Source organism: Thalassococcus arenae (assembly GCF_019104745.1).
GTDB lineage: Bacteria > Pseudomonadota > Alphaproteobacteria > Rhodobacterales > Rhodobacteraceae > Thalassococcus_B > Thalassococcus_B arenae.
In genome coordinates this window covers 121,222-134,541 of sequence record NZ_JAHRWL010000003.1, presented here as the reverse complement: position 1 = coordinate 134,541, position 13,320 = coordinate 121,222, and the positions used below count along the sequence as shown (strand labels likewise).

Genomic DNA, 13,320 nt, shown 5'->3' with positions numbered 1-13,320 from the left:
AGAGGACATTTCATGCCAAAGAAGACCTTGAAGAACATCTCGGAAATTCGGCGGTTCTTCCATACCAACAAAGACCCGATCTATTTCGTCTCTGCCACGAACTTCAACCTTCTGGGCCTGGACGAGTGGGTGAAGAACTTCACCTACATCTGCTACATGGATTGCTTCGACGGTCGGCACCCCAACGTCTTCGTGCCCACCGAGATGCCGCATGACGAGTTTCAGTCGATCGAGGACATCAACAACTACCTGTTGCAGCACAAGGAAGTGGTCGACCTGGTCAAGCGCCGGGGCGGAAAGCCGAAATTCGTCTTTCTGATGTTCGACGAAACAACCGAAAAGCTGGCCAAGGAACTGGGCGGCGAGGTCTGGTTCCCCAAGGCCAAGCTGCGCACCGCGATGGACAACAAGATCGAAACCGTGCGCATCGGCAACAAGGCAGGCGTGCCTTCGGTGCCGAACACCCTGAGCGAGGTCAAAAGCTACGAACACCTGCGCCAGCTGTGCGACAAGGCCAAGATCGGACACGACCTGGTGCTGCAATCGGCTTTCGGTGACAGCGGCCACACCACGTTCTTCATCAAGTCCGAAGCCGATTTCCGCCGACACGAACACGAGATCGTCGGCGAGGGCGAGATCAAGATCATGAAGCGGATCGATTGCCGCGGATCGGCGATCGAGGCCTGCGCCACCAAGGAAGGCACCATCGTCGGCCCGCTGATGACCGAACTGGTAGGTTTCAAGGAACTGACGCCCTATCGCGGCGGCTGGTGCGGCAACGAGATATTCTCTACCGCCTTCCCGCCCAAGACCCGGCAAAAAGCGCGCGAACTGACCTTCAAGTTCGGCGAACAGCTGCGCAAGGAAGGCTATCGCGGCTATTTCGAGCTGGATTTCCTGATCGACAAGAAGACCGGCGATCTGTGGCTGGGCGAGCTCAACCCCCGCATCACCGGGGCCAGCTCGATGACCAATCACGCGGCCTTTGCCCATGCCGACGCGCCACTGTTCCTGTTCCACCTGCTCGAGTTCTCGAAAAAGGCCTTCAACCTGGACGTCGACGAACTGAACGCCCGCTGGTCCGATCCCGACATGATCGACAGTTGGTCGCAGATGGTCATCAAGCACACCGAGGATAATGTCGATATCATCACCCATGCACCGCAATCGGGCATCTACAAGATGCTCGAGGACGGCCGGGTCGTGTTCGACCGTTTCGACTACCACCGCCGCGCGGTGGGCGACAACGAAGCGTTCTTTCTGCGCATCTCGAATGCTGGCGACTACCGTTACGAAGGCGCCGATCTGGGCATCCTGGTGCGCCGTGGCCGGTCGATGACGGGCGGCTTCAAGCTGACCGAAGACAGCAAGCGCTGGATCCATGGCATCAAGCAAAGCTACTCTGCGCGCCCGCTGCCGTCGGCCCAGGCCTTCGAGGATCCTGCCTTCAAGATCATGTAGGCGGTTCGAACCCTTGCCGCGCGGCCCGAGATTCGGGCCGCGCTTCTTGTCGGGCCCGGCTTGCGGTATCAAGGAACCATGTCCGTCGAGTTTCGCGCCATAAACGAAGATGCGCCCGGTCCCAAATGGGCCGCGCAGTTCGCCGAGTACTGGCCGTCCTATTCCGAGTGGTGGGCGCGCGAGGGCGTCACGTCGCGACCGACCTACCTGGAATCGCTCCGCGCCATTCGCCGGCACATGCCCGAGATCGCGGGCCTGTACGAAGCGCTGTGCGAACTGGCGGGCGGCAGCGACCGCGCCGCGCGGTTTCTCAGCTTCTATTGCCCGCCGCGCTATCTGGCGGGCTGTTCCCAGGCGATCTGGCCGGGCGACGAGCCGCTGCTGGTGCGGAATTACGACTATGACAAGGATGCCTTTGACGCCATCGTGCTCAAGACCAACTGGCTGGGACGGGGCGTGATCGGGTTGTCGGACGGGCTCTTCGGGCTGGTCGACGGGATGAACGATGCCGGCCTTGCCGCTTCGCTGACTTTCGGCGGCCGGCGCGAGGTGGGCGAAGGTTTCGGTGTCCCCCTGATCCTGCGTTACATCCTGCAGACCTGCACGACCGCCGCCGAGGCGCGCGAGGTCTTGAAACGGCTACCCAGCCACATGAGTTACAACGTGACGGTTCTGGACGCCGATCGCCGCTATCTGACGGCCTATCTCAGTCCTGACCGACCGACCGTGGTGACCCGCGCGGCGGTGGCGACCAACCACCAGGAACGGGTGGAATGGTCAAGCCACGCCCGGTTCACCGCCACGGTCGAACGGGAACGCTATCTGTTGCAGAGGCTGACCTTGCATCCGGAAACGCAGGACCGGTTCATCGGCGCCTTTCTCAAGCCGCCGCTATATTCGACCGCGTTCTCCTCGGGTTTCGGCACGCTCTACACGGCCGCCTACCGGCCCAGGGCGGGCACGCTGGACATACACTGGCCGGACCGGATCTGGTCCAAGGGCTTTGACCGCTTCGAAGAGGACGCTGTTCGCGTCGTATACCCGTCGCAGTCCAGCCACGCGGTGTCGTGAAACCCGGGGATTGCGTCTTTCCGCGCGGCGGGGCACCAATCGGCGCAGGACATTCAGCGACGGGGGGCACTATGTTGAATATCGGGTTACTGGGGGCGGGCCGCATTGCCGCGGTGCATGCCCGGACCATCTTTGCGCATCCCGCAAGCCAGCTTGCCGCGGTGTCGGATTTCTTGCCGGAAGCGGCGCAAAAACTGGCCAGTGAATTCGGTGCCGAGGCGCGCAGCACCGAAGACATCATCGCCGACCCGGCGATCGATGCCGTTCTGATCGCAACCCCGACCGATACCCATTCCGACCTGATCGAAGCCGCCACATCGGCGGGCAAGGCGGTTTTGTGCGAAAAACCGGTCGATCTGAACATCGACCGTGCGCGAACCTGCCAAGCCCGCGTCGCGGCAACGGGGCGCCCGGTGATGATCGGTTTCAACCGCCGCTTCGATCCGAACTTCGCCCTGCTCAGGACGTCCTTGGAGGCGGGCGAAATCGGCGTACCCGAATTGCTTTCGATCACCTCGTTCGATCCCGCGCCGCCGCCACTTGGCTATGTCAGGGCGTCCGGTGGCATGTTCCGCGACATGATGATCCATGATTTCGACATGGCGAACTTTCTCATGGGCGCGGCGCCGGTATCGGTCATGGCCGTGGGCGCATCTTTGGTCGATCCGCAGATTGGCGCGGCGGGGGATGTGGACACCGCCGTGGTCACGTTGCGTTATTCCGACGGGCGGATCGCTGTCATCCGGAATTCGCGCCGTGCCGCCTATGGGTACGACCAGCGGGTCGAAATCCTGGGCTCTGACGGGATGCTGCAGGCCGAAAACGTGCTCGAGAACACGGTGGTGAAATCCACGGCACATGGCGTCACCGGGGCCAAGCCGAAATACTTCTTCCTGGAACGCTACATGCCGGCCTTCACGGCGGAATGGGACGCTTTCGTCAAGGCCGTAGAGGACGGCGGCGCCATGCCGGTGACGCTGGATGACGGCGTTGCCGCGCTGGCCATGGCCGAGGCCGCGACGCGGTCGCATCAGGCCGGTCAGCCGATCGCGCTGGCGGATATCTGATCCGGCCAGCGTTCCGCCCTTGACGTGGGGATCAACGGCAACCGGCAACCGCTCAGGCAAGGCCGCTGCGCGGTCTCGGCATCGAACTCCCGGGCTTTGGCGCATGACGCGTGTGTTCAGAGACCGCGCAACATCGCCAGGATGCGGTCGGACAGCAGGTCGAGCGCCGCGCCTGTCGCGGAAGACACGCCCGACGCATCGGCCGAAGGCAGGGGGGTGGTCACCGAATAGCGTTCGATGCGGTCGCGCACCACCTGATCGGCCGACGTGACGGCCACTTGCGCCGACAGTTCGAATTGCCCGTCGGCTCGTGCAAGCATGCGGTCGATGCGCACCACGAGTTGGGCCTGAGCCCGGTCGAACAACGGCCAGGGTTCGGCGGCCACGGTCGCCGTGGACCCTTCGTCAAGGCTGCGCGCCAGCCGGTCGGTGTAGGCGCGCGCCGGCTCGTCGGCCCAATCGGCATCGCCGAGCACGACGATCGAGCCGTCTTCGGACTGGATCATGACATCGGGACCGCTGGCATGGGCCGGCAGCACGAGGTCTTTCAGCTCGATGCTTGCCAGGCGCAGGCGCACCTGGGTTTCCGGCTTTGGTGGATCGATGATGTAGCGGGCGGTACCGTCGCCGCATGCGGCCAGGCCGCAAGCCAGGCCAAGGGAAAGCAGGAAGCGTTTCATCATCACCGTCCGAATAGCAGGGAATTGGGGTTGCGTTCGATCTCGCGCGCCAACCGCGACACGGCGCGGGCGGCGTCGCTGACATCGCGCAAGGCGGTCAGGGTGCCGGCATTGAAGGTCGACCGGTCGCCATAGCTGTTGACCAGGGTTTCGGCCTGCCGCACCAGCTGGTTCAGTCGCGTCGACAGTTCCGGCAGGTCCGACGCCGCCTTGGCAATGGCATCCGCCGCATCGCGGGCCGAGGCCAGCGTTTCGTTGACATTCTCGACCGTGCCACCGGCGCGCAGATCGGCCAGCGCGGCCTCGACCTGTTCCAGCGCGCCGGTCAGCGCGACCGGAAGCTGTTTCGTGTCGTCCGACGACACCAGCGCATCGGCACTGGCCAGCACGCGGTTTGCCGAGGCCACCAGTTCGTCAAGCGGCAGGGCATTGGCCTTTTCGGCGACCGCTCCCAGGTCCTCGACCAACTGCGGAAGACCTTCGGTGGAGGCCGACAGATCGGCGGCCACTTCGTCGGCTTTGCGCAACGCGTTTGTCAGCGCCTCGACCGCGCCTTGTTCGCGCAGTTCGCCCATGATGCCGCGGGCATCGGTCACCGCCAGTTCGACTTCGGTCAGCGCCTTGGTCAGGGTTTCGGGCAGGGCCCGGGTGTTGTCATCGGCAATCAATGCGTCGGCGTTGTCGAGCACGCGGTTTGCCGAGGCGACAAGGTCTTCGACCGCAAGGCCGTTGGCTTTGGTCGCAACCGCGTTCAGATCGGCGATGAGCTGCGGCAGGCCTTCGGTGGCGGTCGAAACATCCTTGGCCACCTGGTCGGCGCTGCGCAGCGCATCGGTCAGCGCCTGGGCCGCGTCCTGTTCACGCAAGTCGGCAACAACGGTGCGCAAGTCGTTGATCGTGCTTCGCAATTCTTCGGGTATCGCCTGGGTATCCTCGGACGCGATCAGGCTTCGGGTATCCTCGATCAGCGCCAGAACGGCGTCGGGTGCCTGACGCGTTCCCTCGGCGCGGGCCACATCCTCGACCGCGTTCATCAGGCTGATCGCCTGGTTCAGCAGATCTTCGATCGGCAGGGCATCCAGTCGGTCCAGCACGCCCTGTGCCGTCGTGGCGAAATCGGGCAAATCGGATTCGACGCTGGGCAGGATCGGATAGGGATCGGCATTGGTGTCGAGCGCCGAGAACGGCGCATCGGCCACCTCGACGAGTTCGACGATCAGATTGCCGCCGAACAAGCCCGACGCCCCCAGCCGCGCGCGCAAGCCATTGGCGACGGCGCCCGAGAAGAACCGGATCACGTCCTCCTGCGCCATCTCGACCGGCAGGCCCATGCGTTGCGGGTCGATGGCGATATCGGCCTTGAGGCCCAGCACGACACCGAACTCGGTCTGCTCCAGTTCCGACCGCAGGGCGCGCACCTGTCCGACCGGCAGGCCGCGATAGGTAACATCGGCACCGTTCGTCAGGCCCGACACGGATTCGCCGAACACCACGGTGAAACTGACGGTGTTGTCGTCAAGCGCGAGAAAGGGTCGGCGACGCGCCTCTTCCTCGTCGGGGTAGAGATCGAAAACCTGGCCCGCTTCGATCGGTCCGCCGCCGGAATAGATCGTCTCGAAGCTGACACCACCGGTCACCAGCGAGGCCAGGCTGTCCACATCCAGTTGGAAGCCGGACGTGCCGAGCGAGACACTGAAGCCGGATGCGTCCCAGAACCGCGTCGCCTGCGAGACAAGCCGGTCATGCGGCGCCTCGATGAAGGCGTCGATCAGGATCGCGTCGCCGGTTGCGGTCAGGCGCGGCTGTTCCAGCTGGCCCACCTCGATCCCGCGATAAAGGATGGGTGCCCCGGCGCTGACCGACGTTCCGTCATTTGTACGCAAGACGATCCTGGTTCCGTTCTCGCCCGGCTGCACCAGTGGCGGTTGTGCGGCGCCGCGAAAGCTCAGTTGCGGGGTGCCGGGGTTCTGATCCCAGCCGCCGGCGATGTAGACCCCGGACAGGACGGTGGACAGGCCCGATATGCCACGCGCCGATACCTGTGGACGGACGATCCAGAAGGTCGCCTCATCATCGAGAAAGGGCACGACCTCGTTGTCTACTCGGACATCGACCTTGACCTCGGCCAGATCCTCGGTGAAGCCCACTTTCTCCACCGTGCCGATCACCACGTCGCGGTAGCGCAACGTGGTTTCGCCTTCGGCGATGCCGGCCGCTTCGGGGAAGGTGATCTCGATCAGCGTGCCACGGTCGGCGTAGTTCTGCCAGGCGATCCCCAGCGACGCGACCAGCGCCATCAACGGCACCAGCCAGACAACCGACAGGTTGCGCCAGGCCGACCGTTTCGGCGGGTTCACCCGCATTTCTGCCGGTTGCTTTTCGGTCACGTATCGGGATCCTCGTTGGTGTCCCAGATCGTCCTGGGATCGAAGCTCAGTGCCGACAGCATGGTGAACGCCACCGACAAGGCGAAACTGGCCGCGGCGATGCCGGGATTGATGGTTGCCACGAAGTCCAGTTGCACAAGGGCGGACAGGATCGCAACCACAAACACATCGATCATCGACCAGCGGCCGATGAATTCCACGACCTCGTACATGTGCAGCCGTGTATGGGCCGGGGTCGTCCAGTCGCGCTGGATCGACAGGGCCAGCCAGGCGATCGCGATGAACTTGCCCACCGGGATGATGACCGAAGCGAAGAACACGATAAAGGCGACAGCGTAGGAGCCATGGTGGATCAACTCGATGACGCCGCCGACGATGGTGCTTTCCTTTTCCCGCCCGAAGGTCGAGGTGCGCAGCATAGGATAGACATTGGCCGGAATGTAGACCACCAGCCCTGCGAACAGCCAGGCCCAGACCTTTTGCAGGCTGCCCGGCTCACGGCTGCTCAGCGGCCGCCCGCAGCGGCTGCAGAGCTCGGCATCGGGATGGTGGACCTTGCCGCATTCCAGGCAACCCACCAATCCGGCCTCGCGCGCGGTCAGGACCGGCTGCGTTGTTCCAGCGTTTGCCATACGGTGAACCTGCACATGACGGTGTCGTTCAGCACGACGATCAGAACCAACCCGACGAATGCCCAGAACGCCGGTCCCAACGACACCTGCGCCAGCCCGGTGACCTTCACCAGCGCCACGGCGACCCCGATGATGAAGATTTCGGCCATCGCCCAGGGCTTCATCGCTTCGGCCCAGCGAAAGGCGCGTCCTGCATAGCGCGCCGGGCGGTGGCCGATCGCCATCGGGGCAAAGACATAGGCCAGCAGGGCGAAGCGCGCCACCGGCAGAACGACGATCAGCGCGGCGACCGCGATGGACAGGGGCAGCATCAGGCCGCCGGAGAACGCAAAGATCGCGTCCCAGACCGAACTGCGATTGCCCAGACCCTGCGCGTTGAGTTCGAGAAAGGGAAAGAACACCGCCGCACCCAGCAGTACCAGAGCGGTGGCCGCAAGCATCAGGATCTGCGTCATCGCGCCTTGCCTGGGCGCCATCAGCGTCGCACCGCAGCGCACACAGCTTGCCCGGTCGCCCGGCGGAACCGGAACCAGCCGATGCAGTGCATCGCAAGTCGGGCAGGCGACCAGGTTTTCCAGATCGCCCAGTGTATCGGTTTCTTGTTCCGGCATGGTCAGGTCCGCTCTGCGGATGATTCCGAACGGATATCATACCGGTCGGACGCGCGTAAGCGGCCAAGCGTATGCCGGACAGGGCCATGACCAGAGCGTCGGGCGTGGCGCGACCGCCACGCCGCAGCGTCAGGCAGCCTTGCGCTGGCTGCCGCCCGACGGCATCGGCGCATTCGGGCGCGGGCTCAGCGGCACGACGTTTTCGGCCGCCCCGCGGTTCGCGGCGACGATCAGTGCGCGCAGGATCGCAAAGGTCAAGACCAGCGACGCAGCGCTGGTCAATTCGACGCCAGCCGACAGGAACGACGACAAGCCGAGCGCGGATGTTGCGATCTTCCACAAGCCGGCGAGGGTTGCGGTGATGGCCAGAGGCAGAAAGCCGGTCAGAAGCGAGACCATGATGCCCTGCAGGGTTTCTCCGCGCAGCCAGCTGTCGGGCCGCGCCTTCATGGTTGTGGCGTAGATCGCGCAGACCAGTCCGAAGCAGAACAGGCTGGTGGCAAGGGCAAAGACGTGTGACATTTCAGAAGGTTCCGGAGACGCGCATGACAGGGACGGGATATGGGCAACGGGCGACGGCGTCGGTTCGTCCGGTGATTTCATGTGCCGTCGTGCCAGGCCGGCGCAAGCGCCGAGGCAATGACGGATGAGCGCGCGCGGCCAGATCGCCGAACCAAGGGAAATCCGCGGTGTGCAGCGACCGGCGCCGTGATGTCGGAAGGAAGGGCAGGCAGGCCTGTAAGCCGTGCATCTTCGATGGTACCCGCGCCACGCCGGCTGGCCCCATCGGCGAGCGGAACACGTGGCGAAAACAGCCTCCATGCTTAATCCAGCGGCTGATTTCTGTCCAGTTCGTAGTACTGGGTAGAACGCCGCTCGGACGGCAGCCGGACAGGGCCTGTCTAACCGGTTGCGCGACGCGCAGATTCCACCTTCGTGTCCGCGAAACTGGCGCAAAGGGCGGCGATTTCGGCGCGCGTTCCCATGATGCAGGCGCCGGTCGACAGCGCATCGGCCAGGGCTGCGGAACGCGACGAGATACTGATGGCGCGCCAGTGCAAGGGGACGCTGTCACCTGTGCGGGGATCAAGAATATGGGCGCTTGTCTGGTTGCCGCCGAACGTCATGCCAAGCGGTGCCGAGGTGGCCAGCGCGCGTGCCTTGAGACCGACCTGGCCACCCTGTTCGAGGCGCACAGGCCAGGGATTGCCGGTATCCGGCTCACCACCCAGAGCGAAGATTTCGCCGGTGTCGATCAGAATGTTGCTCAGTCCCCGGTCGGTCAGCCAATCGGCGATCCGGTCGGCGATGTAGCCCTGCGCGATGCCGTTCAGGGTGATCTGCATGCCCGGCTGCATGGCGACGAGATCCGGCGCCAGCCGTATCCGTTTCCATCCGGTTCGGGCCAAAGCAATTGACCGCGCCTGCGGCGACAGCGTTTCGCCGCGCTCGGTCGCGTCTGCATGCGCCCGCCACAACGTCTGGACGGTCGGATCGAACAGCCCGCCGCTTGCGGCATGAACCGCATCGGCGATCGACAGGCATTCCAGCAACTCGGGAGGCGGTGCGGCCAGCTGTGCGTCGGCGTTCAACCGGGACAGGGCCGAGTCCGGCCGGTAAAGGCTGAAAATCCCTTCGAGCCGCGCGATTTCGGACAGGGCGCCCCTGGCGATCCGCGCCGCGTCGGGATGGGACAGGCGCAACGACACGCGCGCACCAAGCGCCACGCCGGTTTCGACATGCAAGGGAACGGCTTGTGTCGAAAAGGGAAACAGACCGCAGGCGGCGGAAATCGCGAGAAAGCGGCGTTTGGTCAGCATGGTCATCCTCCCGACCGTTCGGACAGCGCCTTGAGACGCCGTTTGAAATCGCTGTCGTCCTCGGCCTCGGCGCCATCCGAGACCGGCGCCATCACGGCTTCGTCCGGTATCTGCGCGACCCGCATCACGGTGCCGCCGTTGTCCGCGCGGAACGCTTCCGCCGCGGCCGGATCGGAGAATGGCACCAGTTCCGGCGCGCCCATCCCGCCATCGCGGGTCGAGCCGACGACCAGATGGGCGTCTTCGAGGGCGATCCAGTTGGTCGCGCCCGGTTCGGACCATTGCGCGCCCGCGGCGCCCATGTCGTTGACCCAGACGGCCAGGATCGTGTGGGTCTGTTCGGGCAGGCGGGTATAGGCGACCGCATCGCGCACCTGGCTGAAGAACAGCGGCGCGCCCGGCAGCCCCTCGAGATGTACCTGCGCCTTGGGGCCTTCGTGTTCGGTCAGGTTCATCTGGCAGAAATGGCCCACCGCATCGGGCGTGAGTGCCACTGGATCGACGGCTTGGGCGATCTCTTCGCGGCAGGCGGCCAGGCCCAGGACAAGCAGAAGAAAGATGGGTCTCATGGATCGACCTTTCGGAAGGCGAGCCCGGCCAAGGCCAGGGCGAAAGCCGGCCAAAGCAGGACAGGCAGCAGGGATTGCCACAAGGCGATCGTCCCCGCGGCGCCGCCGATCCCGCCGGCGACGGACATCGCGCCGGACGCCGTCAGGTTGAACAGCCGGAAGGCGTCTGCGGGATTGGCCAACAGGGCAAACGGAAAGACTTCGGTCGTGAACCAGCCGCCGCCATCGGCGACGATGGCCGCCAGCAGCGCGAGGTCGTAGAGCACAACCAGCCCCAGCCACAGCCCGATGGCCAGCCCCGCCGCGCCCGAGGGGCGCCGCGCCAGCGCCGACAGGCCATAGCCCGCACCGAGGAAGGTGGCGCCCAGCAGGATCGACGACCAGGTCAGCCGCCAGAGCGCCGCCAGCCCTTCGGCCGAGCCGCCGCCCAGCGACAGCGACACCGCCGCGGCCAGGCCGTATCCCACGACCACCGCCAGCGCCAGAATGGCGAGATGCGCCAGCAGCTTGCCCAGCAGCACTTCAAGCCGGCTGATCGGGTAGGTCAGCAGCAAGGGCAGGGTGCCGCGTTCGACCTCACCCGCGATGGCGTCGAAGCTCATCAACAGCGCCAGCAGCGGCACCAGGTAGACCGACAGCGAGGTCAGCGAGGCGATGGTGACGGTCAGCCGGTCTACCCCCAGCCCGCCGCTGGTGGGGGCCGATCCGACCGCGGCCAGAACCAGCGAAAACACGGCCATCAGCACCAGCGCAATGGCAACCCAGCGGTTGCGGATGGCGATGCGCGTCTCGCTGCGCGCGGTGGCGAGGATGCGTTTCATCATTGGCCCGTCCTCCCGCTGAAATGGCTATAGATGTCTTCCAGGCTGGGTGGCAGAACCTCGAGCTCAGCCACCTTGTCGCCCAGTTCCGCCACCCGGGCCAGCGTCGCCAGCTTGTCGTCCTGCGAACAGGACAAGTGCAACGCGTTGCCGACGCGGATCGCGCCGGGCAGGTGATCGGCGATGTCGCTGGCATAGCCATTATGGGGCGTGATGTGCAGCGCGACCGGCAGATCGGCCCGGCGTCGCAATTCGGCCAGGCTGCCGTCCGATACAAGCTGCCCGTCCGACAGGATGACGATGCGATCGGTACGGGCCTCGACCTCGGTCAGGGCGTGCGAGGACAGCAGGATCGACGCGCCGTCGGCGGCCAGTTCGTCCAGCAGCGCGTAGAACCGCCGTCGCGACACCGGATCGAGCCCGGATGTCGGTTCGTCCAGCACCAGCAGGCGGGGATGGCCGATCAGCGCCTGGGCCAGGCCGACGCGCTGTCGCATGCCCTTGGAATAGGTGCCGATCCGGCGTTTGGCGGCGTCTTGCAAGCCGACGCGGGCCAGCAGATCGGCGGCCTGGCGCGGGTTTTCGCCACGCAGGATCAGGTAGTGTTGCAACTGCTCCAGCCCTGTCAGGGCCGGGTGAAAGGCGACGTTTTCCGGCAGATAGGCCACCTGCCGCCGTGCTTCGGGCGATCCGGGCTTGTGGCCCAGAACCGACACGGCGCCTTCGCTGGGCGCGATCAGCCCCAGCACCGTCTTGATCAGCGTCGACTTGCCGGCACCGTTATGGCCCAGCAGCGCCACCCGTTCGGCGGGGGCCACGTCGAAGGACACGGATTTCAGCGCGGTGACCGCGCCGAACCGCTTAGTGAGAGCCGAGATCGTCAGGGTCGAAGTCATCGTTCGCGCTTTCGTCCCATCGTCCGGCGACCGCCGCTTCGATGGCGGCCAGGTCGTCGGGGACGGGAATTGTAATGGGTTTCATCGCCGGGTGGCTGTCCACGACGCCTCCGGGCAGTGTAGCCGGGAACGACGATTGCGACCAGCGCACCAGTTGAACGGCCGGCGAGCCGATCAGCAGGGCAGCGGCGGGTTGCGACCACAGGATGTGGTCCATCAGGTCGTTGGGGCGGAACACGTTGTCGGCCGCGCCGTCGCCATTCAGGTCGTAACCCGGATGGTCCGACCAGAAATTGCCACGGCCCTCAAAGCTCCACTCCACCATCTTGGTGCCGACGTAACGCACCTGTTCACGGTTTCCGATAAACGCGTTTTCGGTCAACACGTTGCGTTCCGAGCCTGCAGTGAAGTGGATGCCGATTTCGCAGCCCTCGAAGCGGTTGTCGTAGATCAGGTTCTTGTGAGCGTTGTAGATGAACAGGCATTTCTGCGTGCCGCCGCGCACCAGGTTGCCGCTGATATCGGCGCTGTTGGAATAGTTCAGCATCAACCCGTGGTTGCGATCGCCAAGGCTCAGGTTGTCCTTCACCACCACGTTGTTGGAATACATGACGGCAAAGCCCAGGCGATTGCCGATGCTGACATTGCCCACGACCTCGCTGTTGTGGGTGTACATGTAGTGGACGGCAAAGCGCAGGTCCCGGAAGGTGTTGTTGCGGAAGATGTTCTTTTTCGAGGTGTTGGCGAAGATGCCGTCGCGGCCGTAGCGGACCGAATTGCCTTCGACCACCGCACCGGGGCTGTTCCAGACATAGATGCCGTTGCCGCGGTCGTTGAGACGCGGCTGCAGTGTGCCCTCGATGGTGTTGCCGATGACGCGGGCGTCGTGGCCGCCATGGATGTCGACGCCATGCAGGTTGCCCAGAACGCGGTTGTTTTCGATCAGCGCGCGGTCGGCCTTCTTGTGGATCTTGATTCCCGCATCCAGGTCCTGGCTGCTCATGCCCGAACCGGTCACTGTCAGGCCGCGGATCGTCACGTCGGGTGCGTCGATGCGCACGGCGGTGCCCTGGCCCAACCCGTCGATGATCGCCTCGCCATCGCCGGCCGTCAGCGTGACGGGAACGGTGATGTGCAACGCGCCAGGGTGATGCCCCGGTTCGAGGATCAGCACATCGCCGGGGTTGGCCCCGGCGATGGCTTGTTGCAGGGCGCCCGGCGCTCCGGGCGCAATCCGAACCTCCGCCGCCCCCAGGGGCGACGCAAGCAGCAGACCGACCAGAAGTGCCAGGCGCCGGATCATCG

Annotated in this window: 13 protein-coding genes; 3 read left to right on the top strand and 10 right to left on the bottom strand. The window is 64.9% G+C overall.

Features of this window, described 5'->3' with window-relative positions:
* Positions 1-12 precede the first annotated feature (12 nt).
* The 3 genes from KUH32_RS17655 (at position 13) to iolG (ending at position 3,599) form a co-directional block, all read left to right on the top strand.
* Complete coding sequence (locus KUH32_RS17655; RefSeq protein ID WP_217779982.1) at positions 13-1,461, top strand: biotin carboxylase; 1,449 nt, start codon at positions 13-15, stop codon at positions 1,459-1,461.
* A gap of 78 nt (positions 1,462-1,539) precedes the next feature.
* Complete coding sequence (locus tag KUH32_RS17650; protein WP_217779981.1) at positions 1,540-2,532, top strand: C45 family autoproteolytic acyltransferase/hydrolase; 993 nt, start codon at positions 1,540-1,542, stop codon at positions 2,530-2,532.
* 71 nt (positions 2,533-2,603) lie between these two features.
* The gene (gene iolG / locus KUH32_RS17645) at positions 2,604-3,599 is read left to right on the top strand and encodes an inositol 2-dehydrogenase (protein ID WP_217779980.1); all 996 of its coding nucleotides are present in this window, start codon (positions 2,604-2,606) and stop codon (positions 3,597-3,599) included.
* Between the two features lie 116 nt (positions 3,600-3,715).
* Here the strand turns inward: iolG and KUH32_RS17640 are convergent, their stop codons facing one another.
* The 10 genes from KUH32_RS17640 to KUH32_RS17595 all read right to left on the bottom strand — a co-directional run bounded on the left by KUH32_RS17640 (position 3,716) and on the right by KUH32_RS17595 (position 13,318).
* Positions 3,716-4,279: a PqiC family protein gene (locus KUH32_RS17640; protein ID WP_217779979.1), complete on the bottom strand. Its 564-nt coding sequence runs from the start codon at positions 4,277-4,279 to the stop codon at positions 3,716-3,718.
* A 2-nt stretch (positions 4,280-4,281) separates the two neighbouring features.
* A complete protein-coding gene (locus KUH32_RS17635; RefSeq protein WP_217779978.1) occupies positions 4,282-6,666 on the bottom strand; it encodes an MlaD family protein in 2,385 nt (794 codons plus the stop codon).
* Positions 6,663-7,298, bottom strand: a complete 636-nt coding sequence (locus tag KUH32_RS17630) for a paraquat-inducible protein A (RefSeq protein ID WP_217779977.1) — start codon at positions 7,296-7,298, stop codon at positions 6,663-6,665. Before KUH32_RS17630 ends, KUH32_RS17635 begins: the two co-directional genes overlap by 4 nt.
* A complete protein-coding gene (locus tag KUH32_RS17625) occupies positions 7,265-7,909 on the bottom strand; it encodes a paraquat-inducible protein A (protein ID WP_217779976.1) in 645 nt (214 codons plus the stop codon). Before KUH32_RS17625 ends, KUH32_RS17630 begins: the two co-directional genes overlap by 34 nt.
* Positions 7,910-8,038: 129 nt before the next feature.
* On the bottom strand, positions 8,039-8,431 hold the full coding sequence (locus KUH32_RS17620; RefSeq protein ID WP_217779975.1) for a hypothetical protein: 393 nt from the start codon (positions 8,429-8,431) through the stop codon (positions 8,039-8,041).
* Positions 8,432-8,811: 380 nt separating this feature from the next.
* A complete protein-coding gene (locus KUH32_RS17615; RefSeq protein ID WP_217779974.1) occupies positions 8,812-9,729 on the bottom strand; it encodes an FAD:protein FMN transferase in 918 nt (305 codons plus the stop codon).
* A gap of 2 nt (positions 9,730-9,731) precedes the next feature.
* The gene (locus tag KUH32_RS17610; RefSeq protein WP_217779973.1) at positions 9,732-10,298 is read right to left on the bottom strand and encodes a nitrous oxide reductase accessory protein NosL; all 567 of its coding nucleotides are present in this window, start codon (positions 10,296-10,298) and stop codon (positions 9,732-9,734) included.
* Positions 10,295-11,119, bottom strand: a complete 825-nt coding sequence (locus KUH32_RS17605; protein ID WP_217780048.1) for an ABC transporter permease — start codon at positions 11,117-11,119, stop codon at positions 10,295-10,297. Before KUH32_RS17605 ends, KUH32_RS17610 begins: the two co-directional genes overlap by 4 nt.
* The gene (locus KUH32_RS17600; protein WP_217779972.1) at positions 11,119-12,015 is read right to left on the bottom strand and encodes an ABC transporter ATP-binding protein; all 897 of its coding nucleotides are present in this window, start codon (positions 12,013-12,015) and stop codon (positions 11,119-11,121) included. Before KUH32_RS17600 ends, KUH32_RS17605 begins: the two co-directional genes overlap by 1 nt.
* Complete coding sequence (locus KUH32_RS17595; protein WP_217779971.1) at positions 11,981-13,318, bottom strand: nitrous oxide reductase family maturation protein NosD; 1,338 nt, start codon at positions 13,316-13,318, stop codon at positions 11,981-11,983. Before KUH32_RS17595 ends, KUH32_RS17600 begins: the two co-directional genes overlap by 35 nt.
* Positions 13,319-13,320 lie beyond the last annotated feature (2 nt).